The organism is Rhodococcus sp. LW-XY12, assembly GCF_019317345.1.
Classification (GTDB): Bacteria; Actinomycetota; Actinomycetes; order Mycobacteriales; family Mycobacteriaceae; genus Rhodococcus; species Rhodococcus pyridinivorans.
Genome location: NZ_CP079225.1, coordinates 4,418,013 through 4,440,977 on the forward strand (window position 1 = coordinate 4,418,013; position 22,965 = coordinate 4,440,977).

Consider the following 22,965-nt stretch of genomic DNA (forward strand, 5'->3'; position numbering starts at 1 on the left):
CGATGACCACGACAACCGAGCATCCGTCGTTCATCGAGCGGTTCTTCACGAACGCGATGCTGCACACCACCAATCGGTGGATCGTGATAGTCGCCGCAACCCTGATCGGCTTCCACTCCACCTGGCTGCAGCTGCTCGACGAGATCCGCACCGGCACCACGGGTGGTTACGTCCTCATCGTGCCGCCTCTCGTCGCGATCGTTGCGATCGGCATCACGCGGCAGCGGAAGAACGAACTGCCGATCCACGACCGGCAGACCGATATCATCACGTCGGTGCTCCTGCTGCTGATCGCGCTCGCGATCAAGGGGCTGCTGATGCCGCGCTACGCGACGAACTATCAGGTGATGCACCTCGACGTGCTCGCCGCGTGGGTGTTCGTGTGCGGGGCGTGCGTCGCGATGTTCGGCCTGCGCGTGACCGCGGCGTACTGGGAAGCATGGATGATGCTCTTCCTGAGCTCGCCCGTGCTCTACCGGATCGTGCTCGTCGAGGCCGGGGGCACGAAGCTCGCGGCGGGACAGGTCACGCTCGTGCTCGCCGCCACGGCTGTCGGACTCGCGACGCGGCGCACCCGGGCCCGCGGATTCTTCTACGGCTCCGCAACATTCGTGACCGGTCTGGTGGTGCTCGTCCTGGTCGATCAGCGGTGGCCGGACGCACCCATCGCCGTGTCGCAGTACGTGCCGGCGGTGGTCGCGACGGTGGTCGTCGGGGCCGGTGCCTATCTGTGGACCTACCGCGGGCTCGCGCCACGCACGCTGCCACCGAATCCGGTGTCGGTTCCCCAGGCCGTGCGCGGAGCGATGTGCGTCGCGGTGGCCACCCTGCTCGCCGCACTCCTGCCGCTTCCCGACCAGCGCCTGACGCCGGTCTCGGTCGGGCCCCCTTACTCGGGCACCGCCACCCAGATCGTCCCATCCGGATGGGTGCAGTTGTCGTCCGTCGACTACGACTGGCCCCGCGCATACTTCCGTCAGGGATCGGTGCTGCGCCGGCAGATGCTCCGGGCGGAGGAACCGAACCCGGAATGGGATCGGCTGCTGCGTCCCCGCACCGTCGCCGTGCAGACCCTGCAGGTGCGTCGTGTCGGTTCGTTCGCGGTGTACCCCACCGAATCGATGTACGCACTGGGCAAATCACGGGTGAGCCCGAAGGAATATGTCGATCTGGGTCGCGGCGTCACCGCCGAGTACTTCACCGTCGTCGACGACAACCTGCTCCTGACGTGGAGCCTGCTCAGCTTCGTGTGGACCCGCAGCGACACCGTCGCCCAGCGCGTGAGCCTGCTGACGGTGGACAACCACGAACTCGATGCGCCGTTCCCGCAGCCCGAGCCGAACACCGTCGCCAACGCGCGCACTCTGATGCGAGTGTTGCTGCGCGGCAACGGCACCGTCGAGGACACCGATCCCGAGTACAAGGACCGTTCCATGCTCATCGAGGTGGGTCGCGAACTCGTGGAGGCGCAATGGCAGGGCGAGTGAACGTCGGCTCGGGACACGATGTTCCGCCCGAAGACACCGTCGAGTTCGACGCCTACCGGACCGCGGCCCTGCACGAAGCGGTGCACGGACTGCGCGAACGCAGCCCCGTCTCGTCGGCGTCGGTCGCCTTCGTACCGTGGCAGAAATACCTCGGATTCGCACTCGCGGGGGCCTTCGTGCTCGCGCTCGTCGTGGCGACGAAACCGACCCTGATCGTCTTCACCGTGCTGTGCACCTTCGGGTACATCGCGACCCTCGCCGACCGGCTGCTGCTGTTCACCCGCGGCATGGCACGCGACGCGCAGTTCATCGTCGACGACGAGCAAGCTCTCGCCCTCACCGACGACCAGTTGCCGCCGTACACGGTGCTCGTCCCCGCTTACAACGAACCCGAGGTGGTGGGCGACCTGCTCGCCGCGATGGCCGCGCTCGATTATCCGGCCGACAAGCTCCAGGTGTTGTTGCTGCTCGAGGAGGACGACACCGTCACGATCGAGGCCGCGGAGAAGGCCGGGCTCGGCGAGAGCGTCGAGATCCTGCTCGTCCCGGCCGCCGACCCCCGGACGAAACCGAAGGCGTGCAATTACGGACTGCACTTCACGACGGGCGAGATCGTGACGATCTTCGACGCCGAGGACCTCCCCGAGCCCCTGCAGTTGCGCCGGGTGGTCGTCGTCTTCGACCGTCTCGGCGACGACGTGGCATGTGTACAGGCGAAGCTGGCCTTCCACAACGGAACCCAGAACCTGCTGACCGGCTGGTTCACCGCCGACTACGCGCTGTGGTTCAACTTCATCCTGCCCGGACTGATGAAGTCGCACTCGCCGATCCCGCTCGGCGGGACGTCGAACCATATCCGCCGATCGGTGTTCGACGAGATCGGTGCGTGGGATCCGTACAACGTCACCGAGGACGCCGACCTCGGCGTCCGGATCGCCGAATCCGGCTACTCCACTGCGGTTCTCGACTCGACCACGCTGGAGGAGGCGAACAGCGATCCGATCAACTGGGTGCGGCAGCGATCCCGGTGGTACAAGGGCTATCTGCAGACCTGGCTGGTCCACATGCGCCGGCCCGTCCGGTTGTGGCGGGTGATCGGCACCGCGGGGATGCTGCGTTTCACGACCCTGCTCGCGGGCACGCCGATCATCGCGTGCCTGAACATGGTGTTCTGGATGACAACGCTCGCGTGGCTGCTCGGCCAGGCGGAACTGATCGAGGAGATCTTCCCCTGGTACGCCTACTTCCCCGCGCTGATCTCGCTCGTGTTCGGCAACGTCGCCGTGATGTACATGAACTTCGTGGCGTGCCGCGAGACGGGCCACTCGAACCTGTGGTGGCCGTGCCTGACCGTGCCGTTCTACTGGGTCCTCATGTCGATCGCGGCGATCAAAGGCACCTATCAGCTCATCCGTAATCCTTCCTACTGGGAGAAGACCTTCCACGGGTTGTCGTCGTGAGGACCCGCAGCACGTGGGTGTTCTGGACCGCCTGCCTGATCTATCTCGTGGTAGGACTGTGGCTCGCGCTGGACGTGCAGTACTACCAGGGTGATTCGCTCAGCCGTGTCAGCGCTGCACGGTCGGTGCTGCTCAGCCGCGACCCGCACCTCGCTGCCATCGGTTTCGTGTTCACACCCCTCACCGCGCTCGTCCAGGTGCCCCTCACAGGACTGTCGGCGTGGTTCCCGGGACTGTCGGCCTATGCGGTGACGGCCGTGCTCATGTCGGCGCCGTTCATGGCCGGCGCGGCGGTGCAGATCCACCGCATCGCGTGCGATCGCGGCTGCACGCCGTGGTTCGTGTGGACGGTGACGGCGGTGTTCGCCCTGAACCCGATGATCGTCTACTACGGCGCGAACGGGATGAGCGAGGCGCCGTTCCTGTTCGCCTTGTGCTGGGCCGCGCGTCGCCTGATCCGCTGGTGCAGCACCGACGACATCCACGACCTGGCGCTGGCCGGAATCGCCCTGGCACTGGCGTATCTCGCGCGGTACGACGCGCTGGCCGTCGGTGGGGCGGTGACGGTCTTCGTCGCACTGCTCGTCCGGTACCGATCGCGACGGTACGCTCCCGGCTCGGGATGGCAGCCGGCGATCATGGACGCGATCCTCGTCGCCGCTCCCCTCGCCCTGGCCTTCGTCGCGTTCGTCGTGACGAGCTGGCTCGTCACCGGTGAATGGCTCGCGCAGTTCACCTCGGCCTACGGCAACGCCGCCATCCTCGAGCAGAGCGGTGGCGGGTCGTCGGGCGGGCTCGGTGCGATCGCCTTCTCGCTCGCCGAGACCGTCGTGCTCGGGCCGGCGCTTCCGCTGCTGATCCCGGTCGTGGCGGTGCTCGCATGGCGACGACGCGATCTCGAACCGCTCGTGCCGTTCGTCGTCTTCGGCGCGGTCCTGGGCTTCGCGGCCCTGTCCTATGCACGCGGAATGACCTTCCCGTTCCTGCGCTTCTACATCTGCGCGATCCCGCTGCTCGCGGTGTGGGTCGTACAACTGGCTCCGCGACGTGGACTGCTCACGGCACGACGCCCCGGGCCGCATGCCGTTCCGAGGACGGAGGACCCCAGCGGCGCAGCACCCTTGGGTGCGGTGCTCCTGGTGTGCAGCCTGCCCGTCACGTTCGTCGCGATGGGCTCGCCCACCCTGTCGCAGGAACAGCACGCGCTGCGCACGGCCCTGTTCCCGGACGACAACGATCCGTCCGAGGTGCGTGAGAAGCAGCGACAGGTGATCGCGGCATTCTCCACAGAACGGCGCATCGCCGAATACCTCGACGCGATGGACCTACCGCCGGGCTCGGTGCTGATGGACACGGTCTACGGGTTCGCGATCTTCTCGGCCACCGAACGCCCCGAGACGTTCGTCATCCCTTCGGACTCCGACTTCACGGCCGTGCTCAACCGCCCTTCCGCCTCCGGGGTCGAGTACATCCTGACCGTCCCCAACGAGGGCCGCGGAACATCGGACGCCGTCAACCGCCGCTACCCCACCATCTACGAGACCGGCAGCGACATCGCGGTACTCGAACTCGAAATCCCCAACGACGGTGCCGACCAACCCGATTGGCGACTCTTCCGGGTACTCGACCGGACGTCACCCTGAGCCGTGGTGACGCCGTAGGACGTAGTGGACCGGGTCGTCCGGGCCGATGTCGTAGGTGCACTCGTCCGGTCGCGGGTCGGGGACGAACGACCACATCAGTGCGCCGTCGGCCCCGAGATCGCGGTACCGCGTGAGCGTGCGGTCGACGATATCGGCACGTTCGCTCACCGCGCGGCACGAACCGGCCCGGACACCGAGTTCGGCGACGAGCATCGGCTTCGACAATCCGTCGAGCCGCCGTTCGAGGAACTGTGCGTCGTCATAGTCGTGGTACTGCACCACGTCGAGCTGCTCGGCGTCGGTGACGGTCGCGAAATCGTCGCCGGCGGAACCGCACTGGTCGCCTCCGATGGTGCCGACGGTGACGAGCCGGTCCGGGTCGTGCTCGCGGACTATGCCGGCTGCTTCGTCGATCCAGTTGCGGAGCAGCCGAGCACCGCCGGGCAAGCACTCGCGTCGTTCGAGGGTGCACTCGTCGTCGGTGCAGGTCGCGGTCTCGGGTTCGCCGATCAGCTCCCACATCGCGACCGCCGGTGACGAACCCCACCGTTCGACGGCGGTCGCGACCCAGTCGTCGTAGGCGAGCACATGACCCGGCAGCGGGTCGTGCCAAGCGGCGTCGTACCAGTCCGCCTGCTTGTATCCACCCGCGTCGCAATCACTGTCCTGCGGGGCGAGCACCGGGATCAGGTACACCCTGTGCCGCTCGGCGGCGTCGAAGACGGCATCGAGCGCCGTGAAGTCGAGCGTGCCGCCGATCCGGTGGACAGCGTGGGACTGGAAGGCGTCGAAACGCACGATCGAACGCGGCGCCAGCGTGCCGAAGAAGTCGTCGAGGTCCACCTCGGCACCGCATCCGTGGTTGACCTCCCAGCGGGTACCGAGCTGGTATGCGTTGAGTCCGGCGGGCCACCACGTCCGGCCGTCGAGAACGAGCCGGTCACCGTCGGCACGCACTACCGGGAGATCCTCGGGAGGCGAGGGGCGCGACGAGGTGTCCTGCGCGCAGGCCGCGAGCAGGAGCAGCAGTGTGGTGGCGACCGCAGCGACGCGCACATGCAGAGATTAACCCGGGCGAGAGGGTGCCCGACCGCACGGACGAGATTCACCCCGGGGTTCGTCTGCGACGTGCGCAGGACGAACTAGCTCGGACGCGCGTCGGGATGCTTGTGCACGAAGTTCAGGTACGCCTTCGACGGCGTAGGCCCGCGCTGGCCCTGGTACTTGGACCCGACCTTCGCGCTGCCGTACGGGTGCTCGGCGGGGCTCGTCAGCCGGAACAGGCACAGCTGACCGATCTTCATGCCCGGCCACAGCGTGATCGGCAGGTTAGCGACATTGGACAGCTCGAGGGTGATGTGCCCGTCGAAACCCGGGTCGATGAACCCGGCCGTCGAGTGCGTGAGCAGACCGAGCCGGCCCAGCGACGACTTGCCTTCGAGGCGACCGGCGAGGTCGGCCGGCAGGGTGCACCGCTCCATCGTCGACCCGAGCACGAACTCGCCGGGGTGCAGCACGAACGGCTCACCCTCGGGAACCTGCACCAGCGACGTCAGTTCGTCCTGCTGCTTCGCCGGGTCGATGTGCGTGTAACGCGTGTTGTTGAAGACGCGGAACAGGCTGTCGAGTCTGACGTCGACACTCGAGGGCTGCACCAGCTCCGGATCGAACGGGTCGATGCCCAGATGCCCGGAGGCGATCTGGGCGCGGATGTCGCGATCGGAGAGCAGCACGCGTAGAGGTTAACAATCGCGCGGCCGCGGGGTTCTACGTGGCCGAGTCGCGTCGCAATTGGGCCGACATCGTGATCAGCAGTTCGGTGCACTCCTCGACGACGTCGTCGTGGCTCAGCGGCACGGTGCCGTCGAGCCAGGCCGTCAGCGCCTGGGCGAGTCCGCCGACGACGTAGTGCGCCGCCAGGTCGAGCCGGGGGCTCGGGGTGATGGCGTAGATGTTCTCGGCCTGGGCGGTGACCAGCCCGGCGAACATGCGGGTCGAGTCGAGGCGCCGCTTCGCGAGCTGCGTGTTGGCCTGGCTGACGGAGAACAGCATGCGGCCGAGCCGCGGGTCCTCGTCGATCTCGCGGACGATGTTCTCGACGCAGGCCCGCACGATCGCGCGGTCGTCGTCGGCCGGTGCCGAGGCCACGGCGGCGAGCGTGCTCTCGGCGATGCGCTGGACGACGTGGTCGTAGACGGCACCGGTGAGCTCGTCGCGGTCGGCGAAGCTCTCGTAGAAGTAGCGCGAGGCCAGACTTGCGCGCTTGCAGACACCGCGCACCGACAGGGTGGCTTCGCCGTCGGCAGCTCCGAGGAGATCGAGACCGGCCTCGATCAGCTGCGCTCGCCGATCGGCCTGTCGTTCCTCGCCTGCGCGTCCACCGTAGAGCCGTCCAGTTGCCATGCCTCCATCTTCGCAGCGTCCGCTTCCGTGCCGCGCAACCTCCGGTCTTACCGTCGGCGCGCATCCGGGTGACAGTCGTGGTCACCTCTGACGATGCGGGACATTCGATGACGACGCCCGTCGACAAGGCACACGCGCAGGTGCGCTCCACCGAGTCGAGCCCGGCCGAATACAACGCGATGGACCCGGAAAGCAGTACTGGGAGGACAACCTCCACAAGGTGAAGATCGACGACACGATTTTCGAGCAGATGCTGCTGCCGTGGACGCCGCGCGACCAGCGTCGCTTCGACCGCGGCGGCGGGCTCTCGGTGTGGTCCAGGGGTCCCGCGATCGACCCGGAGAGTCTGCTACAGTTTGCTCCGAAAGCTCGGGCCGGAGTCGACGAGAATCGGCAAAAGCCCAGCGTGCCGATGTAGTTCAATGGTAGAACATCAGCTTCCCAAGCTGAATACGCGGGTTCGATTCCCGTCATCGGCTCTCACACGAAGCCCCGACCACACGGTCGGAGCTTCGGTCGTATGCGGGGCGTTCGTCGTATCGGGGCCGACGTTGTTGTCGATTTTCCCGCGTTCTTCGACAACAACACCTACCTCGACAGCCCTACCGGCAGCCTTCGAGGTACGCGCGGCTCCCCGAAGTTCACTGGAGGTACGACGCGTAATCGGCGTAGGGCACCTGACCCGTGGGGCTCGCCTCGATGGCCTCGGCAACCTCGGGCGGGATGGGAGCCCAGTAGGCCGGCATCGCGGCCGCGAGGGAAGGGCTCACGGCGTAGATGAGAGCGAAGTTCACGATCCACAGCGGTGGCGCCATCGACATGCCGACGGTCGAGACGACGTCGCCCTTCGTATTGGTGACCAGCTGTGCGGCGCCGGATATCTGTTGCGCCGCGAAACCGAAGGTCGCTTCGATCGGGTACGCCGACCGGTACAGCGCCACCAGCGTGTCCGTCGCGTCGTTGTTCCGCAGCCAGGTGTCGACGTACCCGCCGGGCGCGATGAGTGTGTTCACCTGCCTCGTCGGCGCCGACGCGTTGGCCGGGCTCTGCAGCATCCCGTCGGGCGTCACGTAGAGGCCGTAACTGCCCAGCACCGTCGGGGTGGAGACACCGTTCACGTCGGAGTACAGGGGGTGGCCGGTCGTATTGATGAGGATGTCGATGGAATCCTGGATGATCTCGGCGGCCTCCTTGCTGCCGCCCACTCCCCCGCCGGTGGTGAAATCACGGGCCTGCTGCTCCGACAACGCATCTTCCGGCTTCAGCCCGATCTGCCGGGCGATGTCCTCGGCCCATTCCCGACCGAGCGGAGCGTGCAACCGGGACGGGTCGGCGACCTGCGTCGGCGCCAGATGCTCGTAGGCCGGTGCTCCGGAGAAGGGAAGCGAGAATCCCGTGGACTCGTCCGCCGACGCCGCGGGATTCACCCACAGGGCGACCAGTCCCATGAGCGCCACCGCCGTGGCGGCTCTGCGATACAGGCGTCCTTCGCGTCTGCGCCGCCGTTCGGACTTCCGTGTGCTGCGCATAGGTCGACCTCCTGGGACACCGTCGCGATGGGGACACACGTACGCATTTCAGTGAAGCGCCGGGGTAAAGAGCGCGTCAATGCCTGTGCTGGGTGAATCGGGGGAGGATATGGGCGATTTCCGCAGAATCTTCGACAACAACCTCCCCGAGGAAGCAACGTGGCCGCCACCCGGAAGGGGTGACGGCCACAGGGCTGCAGTGACGCCTAGACGGTCGCGGCGACCGCTTCCTCAGCCTGGGCCGGGGCGCTCGTGCGGATGAGGTGGTCGAACGCGCCGAGCGCGGCCGTCGCACCCGCACCTGCGGAGACGATGATCTGCTTGTACGGGACGGTCGTGCAGTCGCCGGCGGCGAACACGCCGGGCACCGAGGTGCGGCCGTGGTCGTCGACGACGATCTCACCGCGCGGGCTGAGTTCGACCGTGCCGGTGAGCCATTCGGTGTTCGGCAGCAGACCGATCTGGACGAACACGCCGTCGAGCTCGAGGGTGCGCGACTCGTCGGTGGTGCGGTCGGTGTAGGTCAGGCCGGTGACCTTCGAACCGTCGCCGAGGACCTCGGTGGTGAGGGCGCTGACGATGATGTCGACGTTGGGCAGGCTGCGGAGCTTGCGCTGCAGCACCTCGTCGGCGCGCAGGACCGAGTCGAACTCGATGAGGGTCACGTGGGCGACGACGCCGGCGAGGTCGATCGCGGCCTCCACACCGGAGTTACCGCCACCGATGACCGCGACGCGCTTGCCCTTGAACAGCGGGCCGTCGCAGTGCGGGCAGTAGGTGACGCCCTTGTTGCGGTACTCCTGCTCGCCCGGCACGTTCATCGCGCGCCAGCGGGCACCGGTCGCGAGAACGACGCTGCGCGAGAGCAACCGGGCGCCGCTCTCGAGCTCGACCTCGACGAGGCCGCCCTCGGTGGGGGCCGGGGTGAGCTTCGAGGCCTTCTGGACGTTCATGATGTCGACGTCGTACTGGCGGACGTGGTTCTCGAGCTCGGCAGCGAACTTCGGGCCCTCCGTGTAGGGGACGGAGGAGAAGTTCTCGATGGCCATGGTGTCGAGCACCTGGCCACCGAAGCGCTCGGCGAGAACGCCGGTGCGGATTCCCTTGCGGGAGGCGTAGATCGCGGCAGTCGCGCCGGCGGGGCCGCCACCGACGACGAGGACGTCGAAGGGATCCTTCTCGCTGATCGCGGCGGCGGTGCGCTCGGCGGAACCGCTGTCGAGCTTGCCGACGATCTGCTCGAGGTTCATGCGTCCGGAGCCGAACAGCTCACCGTTGAGGAAGACGGTCGGCACTGCCATCACCTGGCGTGCGTCGACTTCGTCCTGGAAGAGCGAGCCTTCGATCGCGGTGTGCTTGATGCGCGAGTTGGTCACACACATCACGTTCAGGGCCTGCACCACGTCGGGGCAGTTCTGGCACGACAGTGAGAAGTAGGTCTCGAAGTGGAAGTCGCCCTCGAGGTCGCGCACCTGCTCGAGCAGCTCCACGGCCTCCTTCGAGGGGTGGCCGCCGACCTGCAGCAGGGCGAGCACGAGGGAGGTGAACTCGTGGCCGAGCGGGATGCCCGCGAACTCGACCGCGATGTCGGTGCCGACCCGGCGGATCAGGAAGGAGGGGCGACGGGTGGCTTCACCGTCGCGCACATGGGTGACCAGATCGGACATGCCGGCGATCTGATCGAGGAGATCGGCGAGTTCCTTCGACTTCGGCCGGTCGTCGAGGGACGACACGAGCTCGATCGGCTGGGTGACCTTTTCGAGAAGGGACTTCAACTGGGCGGCGAGGGAGGCGTCGAGCATGAGGATTCACTCCAGAGGTGGAAGAACTGTGACCGGAAGAGATGGGAGTCGGCGAACTTCTCAGCTCGAGCCGAGCGGACCCGGACGGTGCCCGGTGGCACGGGACGTTCGATCCCGTGCCACCGGAACGAATTTCCGTCGACGAATCAGATCTTGCCGACGAGCTCCAGCGACGGAGCGAGGGTGTCGTCGCCCTCTTCCCACTTGGCCGGGCAGACCTCGCCCGGATGGCTGCGGACGTACTGAGCAGCCTTGACCTTGCGAACGAGCTCGGCGGCGTTGCGGCCGATGCCTTCAGCGGTGACCTCGGTGAACTGGACGACGCCGTCCGGGTCGACCAGGAAGGTGCCGCGATCGGCGAGGCCCTGGTCCTCACGGAGGACCTCGAAGTCGGTGCTGATCTGCAGGGTCGGGTCACCGATCATGGCGTACTTGATCTTGCCGATGGTCTCGGACGAGCCGTGCCATGCCTTGTGCGTGAAGTGCGTGTCGGTCGAGACGGAGAAGACCTCGACGCCGAGCTTCTGCAGCTCCTCGTAGTGGTCCGCGAGGTCGCCGAGCTCCGTCGGGCAGACGAACGTGAAGTCTGCGGGGTAGAAGAAGAAGATCGCCCACTTGCCCTTGATGTCCTCGTCGGACACGGTCACGAAGGCGCCGTCCTTGAAAGCCTCGGCCTTGAAGGGCTTGATCTTCTTGTTGATCAGCGACATGTAGAAACCTCACTCGTCTCGATGGGGTTGACGGCTTCGACGTTATCCGCGAACTATTAATTGTGCCAATCGATAGTTTCTAGAAATTCGATAAGCAAGGGCTATAACACGGCATTCGGCCAGGTCGTTGCTTTTCCTTCCTCACGAATGTGACAGAACACACAGCCTTTGCGACAGAGCACTCCGGCCCGTCCGGAAGGGAAAGATGGAACCGGTGCACTCACGACCGAGCTACCGCCGCACCGGATCCGGTGAACCCCTACCCCTCCTGCACGGGATCGGCGCCACGATGGACGACTTCTCCACCCTCGTCCCGCACCTCGCCCAGCACTTCGACATGCTGAACGCCGAACTACCCGGCTACGGTTCGTCGCCGAAGCAGAACGGTCGACCCACCGTCGGCGCCCTACTGTCGGTAGGACTCGACCTCGTCGACCGGCCGCGCCTGGGCGTCGTCCGGGTCGTCGCCGAACTCGGCTTTCGCGCGACGCTGCCGCAGCAGGTCCCAGCACTGGTCGAGCCTCTTCTCGACAGCGGCCAGCCGCTGCAGGTCCTCGTCGCTCGGACCGTCCGCGCCGGTTCGTGAGCGCAGTGTCTTCTCTTCGTCCACCAGCTTCTCGATGTGCTGGAAGAGTTCGTTCTCGTCCATGGGAAACTCCCTCGATGTGGTGTTCCGTCGGCATAGCCTCATCCGGCAGGAGTGAAACCGCCGCCGGTTTCGCACCGGGCCGGCCGGGTATCTCCTCGACATGAGCATCGAAGACGGTCCCGGCGACACCCTCAGCCCCAGCGAAGGCCTCGACGCCGACGAAGTGCGGAACGACGACGGCGACGAGGTCGTCGACCCGCCCGAGGACTGGAGCGGCGCCGACAAGTTCGGAACGACCCAGCGTGAAGAGCAAGAAGGCGAGTCGCTGGACCAGCGCCTCGCCGAGGAGGAACCCGACGTCGAACCCGCCGAGCCGCTGGACAAGCCTGTCGCGGCGACACCGGCGGACGAGCTCACCGAGGACGTCGACGAGGTGATCGACGACGCCACCACCGGCGCCCCCGAGGACTCGAAACTCGCCGACGAGGTCGACGGAGTGATCGTGCAGGATTCACGTGTCGACCGCGGTCAGATCAGCGGCGCCCCCGAGGACGGGGAGTCGATCTTCCCGATCGTCGAATAGCAAGCGTGTCCGGGGCGGTCACCGTGCGGGCGTGAGTTCCGGCAGCGTCCAGCTGCCGTCGATGATCGCCGCCCTGGGCCGGTAGAGACGGACGAGGAAGTTCCAGCCGTCCGGAGTCGGAATCGCGTTCGGCGTGCCTTCGGGGAAATCGCCGAAGCGCACGGTGACCGAACCGTCCTCGTTCGCCTTTCCCGTGATGTTGTTGACGCTGTACGCGTCGCGTGGGTTCGGTTCGAAGAAGCCCTCTGCGTTGTAGACGGACACCGACCAGAATCCGTCGACGGGAACGTCCTTCAGCGTCAGCTCGTAGTTTCCCGGCGGCAGCTGGGGCGCGACGCCGATGTAGGCGGCCTCGCTGCTGGGCAACCCACCCCATCCGGCCGCGGTGCCGATGAGGTGCCGTACCGGATCGACCTCGTCGGGACGACCGAACGTCGAATCGAAACCGGTGAGCCCGGAAGCGAGCTGGAGCAGCGCCGTGCGGGTCGCATCGAGACTCGTCGTGTCGTACTCGGTTGCGATGAACGGCCGCGCCGACGCCGCGTCGATGCGGATTCCGTCCTGGATCGCGGCGGCTGCCTTCAGGTCGTCGGGGTCGGCCGGATCCGCCAATGTGCGAACGGCGACGACCACATAGGGCGACTCGGCGTCGAGGCGGTGACTGCCGGCGTCGTGGTGGACGGCGCGCACGAAATGATCCCGGTCGAGGATCATCGCAGAGACGTAGCGCTCGCCGTGCTCGGGCAGGGTGAGCGTCGCGCCCTCCGAGACGTCGACGACCGCAAAGCTGTAGAGGGTGTCGCGGTTGAGGCGGATCACGGTCTGCCGGTCGATCGCCGCCGGCTCACGGTTGTGCAGCAGGAGATTCACGCCCCCGGCATCGCGTTGCAGATCGGCGAACATCCGATCGGTCTCGGCCCGGACGAAGTTGTCGACGTTCACGTGCACTGCCATGCGGACTCCTTGTGTCGAAAGCGCCACTTCCTGCGCGACGACGATAAGCGAAGGGGAGGTTGTGTGCGTGTCACTCGGACGAACACGCACACAACCTCCCCTTACTTCGTGCCAAAGCTTCGCGCTAGAGCACCTTCGAGCCGTACATCTCGCCGAGCGGGTCGGCGATCAGCTCGAGGCGAACACCGTCGGGATCGCGGAAGTAGAGCGAGACGTCGCTGTGTTCGACGAGCTCGACACCTGCGTCGATCAGCTTGGCGCGCAGGCGCTCCCAGGTGGGAAGGGCGACGCTGATCGCGATGTGGTGCAGACCGCCGAAGACCTCCCGATAGGGGCCGACGTCGAGACCGGGGAAGTCGAAGAAGGCCAGCAGATTGCCGTTGCCGATGTCGAAGAAGAAGTGCGAGGAGCCGGGATAGTCGCGGTTCTCGATCAGCTCCGTCAGCGGGAACTCGAGGAGATCCTGGTAGAAGCGCACGGTCCGTTCGACGTCGCTGCTGATCAGCGCAGTGTGGTGCAGCCCCCGCGCCGACGACTGCGGGCGCGCGTCGGCAGGCTTCAGGTGTGCGTCGCGGATGAGTGCACGCCGACGCTCGAATTCTTCGTAGCGCTGCTGCTCGTCGGCGATCATCGATCCACCTTCTTTCCGATGTGGTTGCTTTCTCGACCAGGATGATCCCAACTAGTTGCGTTGTCAACTAGTTGGGTCGAGGCGGTAGCTCTTCGTGACCCGGGGAGTCACGGACCGGGTACGACGATCTCGTCGCCGTCACGTCTTCTTCACGAACATCCGATTCGCCCGTTCCCCCGGATGTCGAGTGCGGACGATGAATATGTCGGAGACTCACCGCGGTTCCGAGGAGATCCCATGAACCATCGCAGGACCCTGCGTGCGACGGTCTCGTTGCTCGCACCGCTCGCACTGCTCGCCGGTTTCGCACCTGCCGCGAGCGCAGCGGCGGATACGGACACCCGAGGATTGTGGACGGTCAGCACCCGCGGAGACACCGTGCTGGTGAAGCTGATGTACACGTCCCCACCGGACGAGGACCACCCCTTCATCTGCGTCGCGGCGCTCGGCACCGGCGAGTCCGGAATCGCGGAGATCTTCGGAGCGAACTACCAGACCCTCGAGTTCACCGGGATCGCCGCAGGACTCAACATCGCGACCGCCAGTTGCGAAGACAACGACGGGGAGCTGCGGCCGGTGGGCGCGATCGAGTTCGAGTTGCCCGGCCCACCGACCCTCCACTACGTCGCGACCGAGTCGTTCTGGTTCGACGACGCAGACGACTGAGCGTCACATCTTCGCGTCGCGGGCCATGACGAAGCTGTAGAGGCCGTAGACCGCGATGCCGAGGCCCATGAGAACGAGCAGCACCGTACCGAAAGGCTGCGAGCCCAACGTCTTCAGAGCACCGTCGAGGCCCGCTGCCTTCTGCGGGTCGGCCTGGAAGACCGCGACGATCACCAGAACACCGACGAGACCGAGCGCGAGACCCTTCGCGACGTAACCGACAAGCCCGAGACGTTTCACGAACGTGCTCGGGTGGCTCTTCAGATCGTCGACGAAGTTCTTCGACGCGCCCTTGTAGACGTGGTAGGCGCCCACACCGAGGATGACGAGTCCCGCGGCGACGAGGACGAACTTGCCGGCACCGGACTGCAGCAGCTTCGCCGTCAGACCCGCGTTCTGTTCACCACTGGACTTGCCGCTGCCGCGGGCGAACCCGAACGCGGTGTACGCGAAGGCGAGATAGACGACACCGACGCAGGCGGCCTTGAACCGGTCGAACGCTTTGTCCTTCATGTCGGCGTCGGGTTGTTCCGGTTCGGACGCCTTGCCGAAGGTAGCCTCGGCGAACCGCCACAGGCCCATCATCACGAAGACGACGACGGCGATCCACAACGCGATCTTCCCGCCGGGCTGCTCGCCCAGTTCCGCCATCGCACCGGACTGCGACGCCTCCTGCTCGCCGCGACCGAACGCGACCCTGATCGCGAGGTAGCCGATGAGCAGGTGCACGATGCCACTGCCGACGTAGCCGGCACGTGCGAACTTCTCGAATACACCGTTCTGCGCCATGCGCTCGGCGGATGACGCCGCGCCACGTGACGCGGGGGCCTGACGGTTCACTCTCGTCTCCTCATCGGTCGGGACTGTCCCCTTCGCGCTGTATTCCCGGCACCGCGGACCGCAAACGCGAACCGGCTCCGGTGGGTAGATTGGCGTCAGGTTCGAAACGCCGTCGATCGGAGGCGCATCGTGCGGATCGTCGAGGATGCTGTCGCTCTGGCCCGCCGGTGGGTGGAGGAATCGTCGAAGGTCGCACCCGACCGTGCGGCCCGCCACCTCGCCGACGTTCTGAAGGATCCCCACGGACTCGAGTTCACCGTGCGCTTCGTCGACGAGGTCATCCGCCCCGAGGATCCGGCGACCGCAGCGCATGCCCTTGCCGAATTGTCGCGGAACATACCGGATTTCCTTCCCGTCCACCTCCGCGCGGCCGTGCGGGCGGGCGGTGCGATCGGTCCCCGCTTCCCGCACCTCGTCGTCCCCGCCGCGCGTCGCGCGCTCCGGACGATGGTCGGGCACCTCGTCGTCGACACCGACGATGCCGCGCTGGGCCGGGCCATCGCACGACTGCAACGCCCCGGCATCCGGCTCAACCTCAACCTGCTGGGCGAAGCCGTCCTCGGCGAGGCCGAGGCGCGTCGCCGTTTCGAGGGCACCCATGCGTTGCTGGCACGTGACGACGTCGACTACGTCTCGCTCAAGGTCTCGGCGGCCGTCGCGCCGCACTCGCCATGGGCGTTCGACGAGACCGTCGCGGACATCGTCGAGCGGCTCACCCCGATGTACCGTCTCGCCGCGACCTCGCCGACGCCGAAGTTCGTCAATCTCGACATGGAGGAGTACCACGACCTGGACGTGACGGTCGCGGCGTTCACGACGCTGCTCGACCGTCCCGAGTTCCTCCATCTCGAGGCCGGAATCGTGCTGCAGGCGTATCTGCCCGACGCCCTGACCGCCATGATCGAACTGCAGCGGTGGGCGGCGGCGCGACGCGCAGGCGGCGGCGCCGCGATCAAGATCCGGGTGGTCAAGGGCGCCAACCTTCCGATGGAACGGGTCGACGCGTCGCTGCACGGATGGCCGCTCGCGACGTGGAGCACCAAGCAGGAGACCGATACGAACTACAAGCGGCTGCTGCACTACGCGTTCACGCCCGAGCGGATCGAGAACGTGCGGATCGGGGTGGCCGGGCACAATCTCTTCGACATCGCCTACGCGTGGGAGCTCGCCGGTCGCCGGCAGGTGCGCAACGGGATCGACTTCGAGATGCTCCTCGGCATGGCGCAGAGCCAGGCCGAGGTGATCCGTCGACACGTCGGCAGCCTGTTGCTCTACACACCCGTCGTCCGCCCCGACGAGTTCGACGTCGCGATCTCGTATCTGGTGCGTCGGCTCGACGAGGGTTCGGGGCAGGAGAATTTCATGTCGGCGGTGTTCGATCTGGCCGACGATCCCGCCCTGTTCGGACGCGAGGAGCAGCGGTTCCGTGCGTCGGTGGCGGCGCTCGACGACAGCGTCCCCTCCCCCAACCGCACGCAGAACCGGCAGGGTCCTCCCACCCCTGCGCCGCCGGTGTTCACGAACACACCGGACACCGATCCGTCCCTGCCGCAGAACCGGGAGTGGGGGCGCCGCATCCTCGAGCGGGTGCCGTCGTCGAAACTCGGTATCGACACCGTGCGCGCCCACACCCTCTCCTCCGAGGACGACCTCGAGCGCGTGCTGGTCGACGCGAACGCGGCCGGTCGTGTCTGGGGTGCCCGCAGCGGTGCCGAACGCGCACGGATTCTCGAACAGGTGGCCGATGTGCTCGAGGCGCGGCGCGCCGATCTGCTCGAGGTGATGGCGGCCGAGGGCGGTAAGACGCTCGACCAGTCCGATCCGGAGGTCTCGGAAGCGATCGACTTCGCGCGGTACTACGCCGAGCGGGCCCGCGCGCTCGACGAGATCGACGGTGCGCGGTTCGTGCCGTCGACCCTCACCGTCGTGACGCCGCCGTGGAACTTCCCGGTCGCGATCCCGGCGGGGTCGACGCTCGGGGCGTTGGCGTCCGGTTCGGCGGTGGTCCTCAAGCCCGCGACGCTCACGGCTCGGTGCGGGTCGGTGCTCGCCGAGGCGATGTGGGATGCCGGCGTGCCTCGCGACGTCCTGCACCTCGTCCACGCCGACGAACGGTCGCTGGGCACGAAGCTCGTCTCCGACCCGCGCGTCGACCGGGTGGTGCTCACCGGTGCCTACGAGACCGCCGAACTCTTCCGTTCGCTGCGTCCGGGGATGCGACTGCTCGCCGAGACGAGCGGCAAGAACGCGATCGTCGTGACGCCGAGCGCCGATCCGGATCTGGCGGTGCGCGACATCGCGCAGTCGGCGTTCGGGCATGCCGGGCAGAAGTGCTCGGCGTCGTCGCTCGTGATCCTCGTCGGCTCCGTGGCGACCTCCCGCCGGTTCCGCGACCAGCTCGTCGACGCGGTGCGGTCACTGCCGGTCGGGCCTGCGCACGATCCGCGAACACGTATGGGGCCGTTGATCGGACCGGCGCAGGGCAAACTGCTCACCGCGCTCACCGAACTCGACGACGGCGAGTCGTGGCTCGTCGAACCGCGCCGGCTCGACGAGGAGGGCCGGCTGTGGACGCCCGGTGTGCGCACCGGGGTGCGACGCGGGTCGCGCACGCATCTCGTCGAGTTCTTCGGTCCGGTGCTGGGGGTGATGACCGCGGCCGATCTGGACGAGGCGATCGCGATCCAGAACGAGGTGGACTACGGGCTCACGGCGGGTCTGCATTCGCTGGATTCGGACGAGATCGCCCGCTGGCTCGATCGGGTGCAGGCCGGGAATGTGTACGTCAATCGCGGTATCACCGGTGCCATCGTGCGACGGCAACCCTTCGGGGGTTGGAAGAAGTCGTCGGTGGGAGCGGGCTTCAAGGCGGGCGGGCCGAACTATCTCTTCGGCTTCGGTTCCTGGGAACCGTGCATCTGGGACGAGGACACGCTGCGCCGGGCGTTCGAGGACGACGAGCGGGCATGGACGTCGGAATTCGCTGTGGCACAAGATGTCACAGGACTCTCGGCAGAGCGGAACCTGTTCCGGTACCGGCCCGTTCGCACACACGTACGCCTCGGTGAGGCCGGGCGGCCCGACGAACTCGTGCGCGTGCTCGGTGCCGCGGCCCGGGCGGGCGCGCCGGTGGAAATCTCTTCGGCTTTCGCCGTCGATCTCGTAAGATGCTCGAATACAGCACGTTTCGGCGGTCGCGTGCGCGTGGAGAGTGATATGGAATGGGAGGAACGGATCGTCGACACGACCCCGGCGCGTGTCCGCCTGATCGGCGCAGCGCCGCCCGCCGAATGGAACACCCGATGCGACATCGCGGTGTTCGACCATCCGGTGACCGGATCCGGACGAATCGAAATGCTGCCGTTCCTGGCCGAACAGTCCGTCACGATCACCGCTCATCGATTCGGCACACCGCACCGGCTCACCGACGAGATCATCTGAAAACAAACCCCGAAGCGGTTCTGCCGAAGCCCTGTGAACCCCGACACTGTGAGGTGGAATAGGAAAATGGATATCGCCACGACACCCCCTACCGAACGTCGCAAGCTCGCGCTCGCCGCAGTGAAGGAACTCGGACCCCAGCGCACCGAGAAGGCCGTCCTCAAGGTTCGTTGTCCCAAGGGCCACACCGTAGCGGCGGTGTACAACACCACCGAGGGTCAGGTCGTGGTCTCCCGCAGCGGTCCCGGCGGCCGCGGCAACCGCGACCGCGAAGCGACACCGCACAACGGCACATCACTCAATTCGGAGTATGTGGACACCCTGGAGGTGACGCAGTTCGAGGACGACGCCATTCCGTCGGGATGCGCATGCGGTCCGCGCTCGCTGTCGCGGAAGAAGATGCAGGACGCCGTGGCGACACACGCTCACGTCATCAACCTGACCTGATCCCTCACAGACCGAAACGCAACTGCACCCGGAACACGTCGAGCACCTCGTCGACCCACCCCAGGATCGACAGCGTCGAATCGATGTTCTGCGGTGGCGTACACACAAGGGTGTCGTGCCGGAGCAGACGCTCGAAATCCACGGCGACAGGACCGTTTCGCACCGTTCCGTTCGGCGACCGGAATTCGACGCCGGCACGCACCATCACGTCGATGATCTCCTGGGCGAGGATCCCGTAGGCGACCGTCGTCGGGTGCACACCGTCGAGGGAGAACAATCCCCCGCTGTCGCGACCGCCGTGACCGTCGGCCGACAGGAAACGCGTGTCCGGTACCGGGTCGAGCGCGGCGAGCGCCGGCGGTAGCGGGTACGGCTGCCACCACGCGGGTCGCGCATCGAGGTCGTCGACGTAGCGGCGCGCGGCCAGGCGGTCGAGGATGCCCGCGGTGTCGAGCAGATACCAGTCCAGTCCGGCACGTCGCGCGTCGGCGACCGCTTCGGTGATCGTCTCGTCGAACAGGTCGATCGCGGCGTCGACCATGCGGGCCTGCGCACCGGTGATGTGTTCGTCGCGGCTCGCATCGAAGCGGCGCGCGTCCACCCACGGCCGGGTGTAGTAGGGGAAGTACGGCGAGCCGTTCTTCGTCCCGATCCCCCGGGCGATCGGAGCGATGGTGACGTGCGGGACGGTGCACAGCACCACGTGCCGCGCGTCGATGTCGCGGAGCTTCGCGACGACCTCCGCGAACTCGCTGTCGAAATGTTCGGGCCGCCAGATCGTGTAGGCCTGTTTCGCGTCGAGGTCGCGGAAGTCGTCGCCGCTCCACACGACCTGCAGTTCGGTGACGGTCTGCAGCGCGTTGTTCGAACCGAGGAAGACGACGAGTGTCTCGATGCCCGCCTCGGTGTCGCCGTCGTGCTCGGCACCGAGTTCGGCCGCGACGTCGAACAGTGTCATCTCGCGGCGCCGGTCGTCGGTGTTCGGATAGACGTACAGCGCCGCCCGCTCCCCGTTGTTCTCGACGAGTTGCCGCACGAGATCGTCGCGGGGTGTGGCGATGCGTTCGGCGCAGACGCGGGCGGTCTTCTGCAGCGCGTCGCGCAGATCCCAGCCGAAACACGACAGGTTGTGGAGATATCCGACGAGCGGTGGTGTCGCGCCGGGTCCGCGTTCCCAGTAGTCCTCGACCTCGTCCATGAAGCCGCGCGCCGTGAACAGCGCCGTCGGCAGCTCCCACGGTTCGAGCGTCGATCCGTGCCGCTCCTCGATCCGGCGCAACAGCACTTCGACGTTCAGCGGCAGTCCGCCCGGTCCACCGAAGCGCGGGTATCGGAGATCGGCGCCGAGCTCGTGGGCGACGATCGCCGGGACGGAGACGTCGGTGTTGTAGATCGCGCCGCTCTGGAAGCCCTGCAGCAGGGAGTCGCCGAGCGCCACCAATCGGTGTGGCGGTGTGCCGCGGAAGGACCGGGGAACGTCGATGCCGAGGGTCGGGTCGAACACCGGCACCCGCGGCGGCCGGGCGGCACGGGCCACGACCGTGTCGGGTGTGCCCTCCGGGATCTCGTCGGCCGTCATCACGCCTCCTCGGCCCCCTCATCGAGGGTAGACAGACGGCAGCACCGTCGTGGCCGGATCCGGGATCGTCGACGGTGAACCCGGTCCGGGCCGGCGCGTACCTTCGGAGCATGAGCGACGCCGACTTCGCCCACACCGATCGCGCCGAGAAGAACCGGCGGGACAAGGCCGTGACCCTGGCCCGGTATGCATGGAACCGCGGCATCTCGGGAGCCGAACTGCTCGCCATGACCGACGAGACGCGACGCAAGCTGGCGCGGGCCGCGGATGCGCATCCGCCGCGGACGATGGAGACCTGGGAACTCGCCGCGAGATTGATGGACGAGAAGACGGCGTGGGCGCAGAAGCACCCGGATCATCCGGCAGCGGTCCGCACCGACGAGGACGAGAAGATCATGTGGGTCAAACCGCCCGTGCGGTCCTGGTTCGAGTGACCTGGAGGAAATTGCCTTGCAGCAGAAGTTACCGAGTGCAACAATTTCCGATCGCCTCACCTCTGTGCGGGCCACCTTCGCCTAACAGCTCGATATTCCTATTCCGACAGGAACACCGTGACCACCACTTCGGAACCTCTGGTTCTCACCCAGCGACGGATCTGGATCATCTTCTCCGCGCTCATCGCGGGCATGATGCTCGCCAGCCTGGACCAGACGATCGTCTCCACCGCCATGCCCACGATCGTCGGGCAACTCGGCGGCGTCGAGCACCAGGCGTGGATCACCACCGCCTACCTGCTCGCGGTGACCATCGTGATGCCGATCTACGGCAAGTTCGGCGACGTCTTCGGGCGCCGGTACCTGTTCCTCATCGCGATCGGCGTGTTCACCCTCGCCTCCGCGGCGTGCTCGATGACCGACGACTTCTGGACCTTCGTGGTCTTCCGCGCGATCCAGGGCTTCGGCGGTGGCGGTCTGATGATCCTGTCGCAGGCGATCATCGCCGACATCGTGCCCGCGAGCGAACGCGGTAAGTACATGGGCCCGCTCGGCGCGATCTTCGGTCTGTCGGCCGTCGGTGGCCCGCTGATCGGCGGCTTCTTCGTCGACCACTTGACGTGGGAGTGGTGCTTCTACATCAACGTGCCGGTCGGCATCATCGCGTTCGTCATCACCTGGTTCGCGCTGCGCCTGCCGGTGAAGAAGCCGACGAAGCGGATCGACATCCTCGGCGTGCTCACGCTCTCCCTCGCCACGACCTGCCTGATCTTCTTCACGGATTTCGGTGGCGACGCCGATCGCGGCTGGACCGCTCCGCTCACGTGGATGTTCGGCGCGGGACTCGTGGTGTTCGTGTGCCTGTTCGTGCTCGTCGAGTCGCGGGCGCAGGACCCGATCATCCCGCTGTCGCTGTTCCGCAACTCGATCTTCGTCAACGCCACGGCCATCGGTTTCGTCCTCGGCCTCGGCATGTTCTCGGCGATCGCGTTCATGCCGACCTTCCTGCAGATGTCGTCGGGCACCTCGGCCGCGGTCTCGGGTCTGTTGCTGCTGCCGATGATGGCCGGTCTGATGATCACCTCGATCGGCTCGGGTCTGGCCATCACCAAGACCCAGCGCTACAAGATCTATCCGATCGTCGGTTCGCTCATCACCGCGGCGGGCATGCTGTGGCTGACCACCCTCGAGGGCGACACCCCGCTGTGGGTGATCTGCTCGATGCTGTTCGTCTTCGGTCTGGGTCTCGGCCTGATCATGCAGGTCGTCATCCTGATCGTGCAGAACGCGGTGCCCGCCGACGAGATCGGCACCGCGACGAGCTCGAACAACTACTTCCGTGAGGTCGGTGCGGCGCTCGGTGTAGCGATCTTCGGCACCATCTTCACCAACCGCCTGGCGGAGAAGCTCGTCGAGGTCTTCACCGCGGCCGGTGCGACACCGGAGCAGGCCGGCCAGGCCACCGCGACCGTCGATCCGGCGGCGATGAAGCTGCTGCCCGATCCCGTCCGCGAAGGCATCGTCGACGCCTACGCCGACTCGCTGGCGCCGGTGTTCTGGTACCTCATCCCGTTCCTGCTCATCGCATTCGTCCTGGCGTGCTTCATCAAGGAGATCCCGCTCTCCGACGAAGCACTCATGGTCGCGCGTGGCGAGGCGATCGCCGACCCGTCGAAGGCGGCGAAGGACGACGCCGTCGTGGTCGTCGAGGGGACCGAGTCCGGTGCGGACACTGCGGACAGCGGTTCGAAGCGGTCGTGATCGAAT

At 66.8% G+C, this 22,965-nt stretch carries 21 protein-coding genes and 1 tRNA gene; 11 read left to right on the forward strand and 11 right to left on the reverse strand.

Going from position 1 to position 22,965, the window contains the following annotated elements:
* Nucleotides 1–2 precede the first annotated feature (2 nt).
* The 3 genes from KXC42_RS20205 to KXC42_RS20215 are packed head-to-tail and all read left to right on the forward strand — an operon-like array spanning nt 3 to nt 4,590.
* Nucleotides 3–1,487, forward strand: a complete 1,485-nt coding sequence (locus tag KXC42_RS20205; protein ID WP_257605896.1) for an archaeosortase/exosortase family protein — start codon at nt 3–5, stop codon at nt 1,485–1,487.
* The gene (locus tag KXC42_RS20210; RefSeq protein ID WP_219129481.1) at nt 1,472–2,947 is read left to right on the forward strand and encodes a glycosyltransferase; all 1,476 of its coding nucleotides are present in this window, start codon (nt 1,472–1,474) and stop codon (nt 2,945–2,947) included. The genes KXC42_RS20205 and KXC42_RS20210 overlap by 16 nt, the downstream gene beginning before the upstream one ends.
* Complete coding sequence (locus KXC42_RS20215; protein ID WP_198162533.1) at nt 2,944–4,590, forward strand: glycosyltransferase family 39 protein; 1,647 nt, start codon at nt 2,944–2,946, stop codon at nt 4,588–4,590. The genes KXC42_RS20210 and KXC42_RS20215 overlap by 4 nt, the downstream gene beginning before the upstream one ends.
* Here KXC42_RS20215 and KXC42_RS20220 read toward each other — a convergent pair.
* The 3 genes from KXC42_RS20220 to KXC42_RS20230 all read right to left on the reverse strand — a co-directional run bounded on the left by KXC42_RS20220 (nt 4,582) and on the right by KXC42_RS20230 (nt 6,993).
* Nucleotides 4,582–5,646: a hypothetical protein gene (locus KXC42_RS20220; RefSeq protein WP_064256163.1), complete on the reverse strand. Its 1,065-nt coding sequence runs from the start codon at nt 5,644–5,646 to the stop codon at nt 4,582–4,584. The genes KXC42_RS20215 and KXC42_RS20220 overlap by 9 nt on opposite strands.
* 86 nt (nt 5,647–5,732) lie before the next feature.
* Nucleotides 5,733–6,323, reverse strand: coding sequence for a dCTP deaminase (gene dcd / locus KXC42_RS20225; protein ID WP_006552638.1), 591 nt, complete (start codon nt 6,321–6,323; stop codon nt 5,733–5,735).
* Between the two features lie 34 nt (nt 6,324–6,357).
* Nucleotides 6,358–6,993, reverse strand: a complete 636-nt coding sequence (locus KXC42_RS20230; RefSeq protein ID WP_006552639.1) for a TetR/AcrR family transcriptional regulator — start codon at nt 6,991–6,993, stop codon at nt 6,358–6,360.
* A gap of 220 nt (nt 6,994–7,213) precedes the next feature.
* On the opposite strand from KXC42_RS20230, the gene KXC42_RS20235 reads away from it, so the two are divergent.
* The gene (locus KXC42_RS20235; protein WP_063714189.1) at nt 7,214–7,411 is read left to right on the forward strand and encodes a hypothetical protein; all 198 of its coding nucleotides are present in this window, start codon (nt 7,214–7,216) and stop codon (nt 7,409–7,411) included.
* A tRNA-Gly gene (locus tag KXC42_RS20240) sits at nt 7,402–7,472 on the forward strand. The genes KXC42_RS20235 and KXC42_RS20240 overlap by 10 nt, the downstream gene beginning before the upstream one ends.
* 162 nt (nt 7,473–7,634) lie before the next feature.
* Here the strand turns inward: KXC42_RS20240 and KXC42_RS20245 are convergent.
* The 4 genes from KXC42_RS20245 to KXC42_RS20265 form a co-directional block, all read right to left on the reverse strand.
* Nucleotides 7,635–8,522, reverse strand: coding sequence for a hypothetical protein (locus tag KXC42_RS20245; RefSeq protein ID WP_219129482.1), 888 nt, complete (start codon nt 8,520–8,522; stop codon nt 7,635–7,637).
* A 206-nt stretch (nt 8,523–8,728) separates the two neighbouring features.
* Nucleotides 8,729–10,324 (reverse strand): alkyl hydroperoxide reductase subunit F, encoded by a 1,596-nt coding sequence (gene ahpF, locus KXC42_RS20250; protein ID WP_033096297.1) that lies wholly within the window; start codon nt 10,322–10,324, stop codon nt 8,729–8,731.
* 146 nt (nt 10,325–10,470) lie between these two features.
* The gene (gene ahpC, locus KXC42_RS20255; protein WP_006552642.1) at nt 10,471–11,034 is read right to left on the reverse strand and encodes an alkyl hydroperoxide reductase subunit C; all 564 of its coding nucleotides are present in this window, start codon (nt 11,032–11,034) and stop codon (nt 10,471–10,473) included.
* A gap of 406 nt (nt 11,035–11,440) precedes the next feature.
* On the reverse strand, nt 11,441–11,683 hold the full coding sequence (locus KXC42_RS20265) for a DUF2630 family protein (protein WP_006552644.1): 243 nt from the start codon (nt 11,681–11,683) through the stop codon (nt 11,441–11,443).
* A 100-nt stretch (nt 11,684–11,783) separates the two neighbouring features.
* On the opposite strand from KXC42_RS20265, the gene KXC42_RS20270 reads away from it, so the two are divergent.
* On the forward strand, nt 11,784–12,206 hold the full coding sequence (locus KXC42_RS20270; protein WP_033096299.1) for a hypothetical protein: 423 nt from the start codon (nt 11,784–11,786) through the stop codon (nt 12,204–12,206).
* An 18-nt stretch (nt 12,207–12,224) separates the two neighbouring features.
* Here the strand turns inward: KXC42_RS20270 and KXC42_RS20275 are convergent, their stop codons facing one another.
* Both KXC42_RS20275 and KXC42_RS20280 read right to left on the reverse strand, forming a co-directional pair.
* Nucleotides 12,225–13,160 carry a DUF1214 domain-containing protein gene (locus KXC42_RS20275; RefSeq protein WP_219129483.1) on the reverse strand — a complete coding sequence of 312 codons (936 nt, stop codon included), beginning with the start codon at nt 13,158–13,160 and terminating at the stop codon, nt 12,225–12,227.
* Between the two features lie 124 nt (nt 13,161–13,284).
* Nucleotides 13,285–13,791: a VOC family protein gene (locus KXC42_RS20280; RefSeq protein WP_219129484.1), complete on the reverse strand. Its 507-nt coding sequence runs from the start codon at nt 13,789–13,791 to the stop codon at nt 13,285–13,287.
* Between the two features lie 237 nt (nt 13,792–14,028).
* Here KXC42_RS20280 and KXC42_RS20285 point away from each other — a divergent pair, with 237 nt between their 5' ends.
* Nucleotides 14,029–14,457: a hypothetical protein gene (locus tag KXC42_RS20285; protein ID WP_006552647.1), complete on the forward strand. Its 429-nt coding sequence runs from the start codon at nt 14,029–14,031 to the stop codon at nt 14,455–14,457.
* Between the two features lie 3 nt (nt 14,458–14,460).
* Here the strand turns inward: KXC42_RS20285 and KXC42_RS20290 are convergent, their stop codons facing one another.
* Nucleotides 14,461–15,246 (reverse strand): DUF1206 domain-containing protein, encoded by a 786-nt coding sequence (locus tag KXC42_RS20290; protein ID WP_219130527.1) that lies wholly within the window; start codon nt 15,244–15,246, stop codon nt 14,461–14,463.
* A gap of 180 nt (nt 15,247–15,426) precedes the next feature.
* On the opposite strand from KXC42_RS20290, the gene KXC42_RS20295 reads away from it, so the two are divergent.
* Together KXC42_RS20295 and KXC42_RS20300 are read left to right on the forward strand one after the other, a co-directional pair.
* Nucleotides 15,427–18,738 carry a bifunctional proline dehydrogenase/L-glutamate gamma-semialdehyde dehydrogenase gene (locus KXC42_RS20295; protein WP_219129485.1) on the forward strand — a complete coding sequence of 1,104 codons (3,312 nt, stop codon included), beginning with the start codon at nt 15,427–15,429 and terminating at the stop codon, nt 18,736–18,738.
* Nucleotides 18,739–18,804: 66 nt separating this feature from the next.
* A complete protein-coding gene (locus KXC42_RS20300) occupies nt 18,805–19,185 on the forward strand; it encodes a hypothetical protein (protein ID WP_016696235.1) in 381 nt (126 codons plus the stop codon).
* Between the two features lie 4 nt (nt 19,186–19,189).
* Here the strand turns inward: KXC42_RS20300 and KXC42_RS20305 are convergent, their stop codons facing one another.
* Nucleotides 19,190–20,764, reverse strand: coding sequence for a hypothetical protein (locus KXC42_RS20305; protein WP_219129486.1), 1,575 nt, complete (start codon nt 20,762–20,764; stop codon nt 19,190–19,192).
* 110 nt (nt 20,765–20,874) lie between these two features.
* Between KXC42_RS20305 and KXC42_RS20310 the strand changes: the two genes are divergently transcribed.
* Nucleotides 20,875–21,198, forward strand: coding sequence for a hypothetical protein (locus KXC42_RS20310; RefSeq protein ID WP_024102029.1), 324 nt, complete (start codon nt 20,875–20,877; stop codon nt 21,196–21,198).
* 117 nt (nt 21,199–21,315) lie between these two features.
* Entirely contained in the window at nt 21,316–22,959 is a 1,644-nt protein-coding gene (locus KXC42_RS20315) for an MDR family MFS transporter (protein ID WP_006552653.1), read from the forward strand.
* The last annotated feature ends 6 nt before the right edge of the window (nt 22,960–22,965 follow it).

Bases quoted from the DNA above. Each gene is read 5' to 3' on its own strand.
- KXC42_RS20270 (WP_033096299.1), top strand. From the start codon at position 11,784: ATGAGCATCGAAGACGGTCCCGGCGACACCCTCAGCCCCAGCGAAGGC.
- KXC42_RS20290 (WP_219130527.1), bottom strand. From the start codon at position 15,246: ATGGCGCAGAACGGTGTATTCGAGAAGTTCGCACGTGCCGGCTACGTC.
- ahpF (WP_033096297.1), bottom strand. From the start codon at position 10,324: ATGCTCGACGCCTCCCTCGCCGCCCAGTTGAAGTCCCTTCTCGAAAAG.
- ahpC (WP_006552642.1), bottom strand. From the start codon at position 11,034: ATGTCGCTGATCAACAAGAAGATCAAGCCCTTCAAGGCCGAGGCTTTC.
- KXC42_RS20300 (WP_016696235.1), top strand. From the start codon at position 18,805: ATGGATATCGCCACGACACCCCCTACCGAACGTCGCAAGCTCGCGCTC.
- KXC42_RS20205 (WP_257605896.1), top strand. From the start codon at position 3: ATGACCACGACAACCGAGCATCCGTCGTTCATCGAGCGGTTCTTCACG.
- KXC42_RS20285 (WP_006552647.1), top strand. From the start codon at position 14,029: ATGAACCATCGCAGGACCCTGCGTGCGACGGTCTCGTTGCTCGCACCG.
- KXC42_RS20305 (WP_219129486.1), bottom strand. From the start codon at position 20,764: ATGACGGCCGACGAGATCCCGGAGGGCACACCCGACACGGTCGTGGCC.
- KXC42_RS20275 (WP_219129483.1), bottom strand. From the start codon at position 13,160: ATGGCAGTGCACGTGAACGTCGACAACTTCGTCCGGGCCGAGACCGAT.
- KXC42_RS20210 (WP_219129481.1), top strand. From the start codon at position 1,472: ATGGCAGGGCGAGTGAACGTCGGCTCGGGACACGATGTTCCGCCCGAA.
- KXC42_RS20265 (WP_006552644.1), bottom strand. From the start codon at position 11,683: ATGGACGAGAACGAACTCTTCCAGCACATCGAGAAGCTGGTGGACGAA.
- KXC42_RS20230 (WP_006552639.1), bottom strand. From the start codon at position 6,993: ATGGCAACTGGACGGCTCTACGGTGGACGCGCAGGCGAGGAACGACAG.
- KXC42_RS20245 (WP_219129482.1), bottom strand. From the start codon at position 8,522: ATGCGCAGCACACGGAAGTCCGAACGGCGGCGCAGACGCGAAGGACGC.
- KXC42_RS20280 (WP_219129484.1), bottom strand. From the start codon at position 13,791: ATGATCGCCGACGAGCAGCAGCGCTACGAAGAATTCGAGCGTCGGCGT.
- KXC42_RS20310 (WP_024102029.1), top strand. From the start codon at position 20,875: ATGAGCGACGCCGACTTCGCCCACACCGATCGCGCCGAGAAGAACCGG.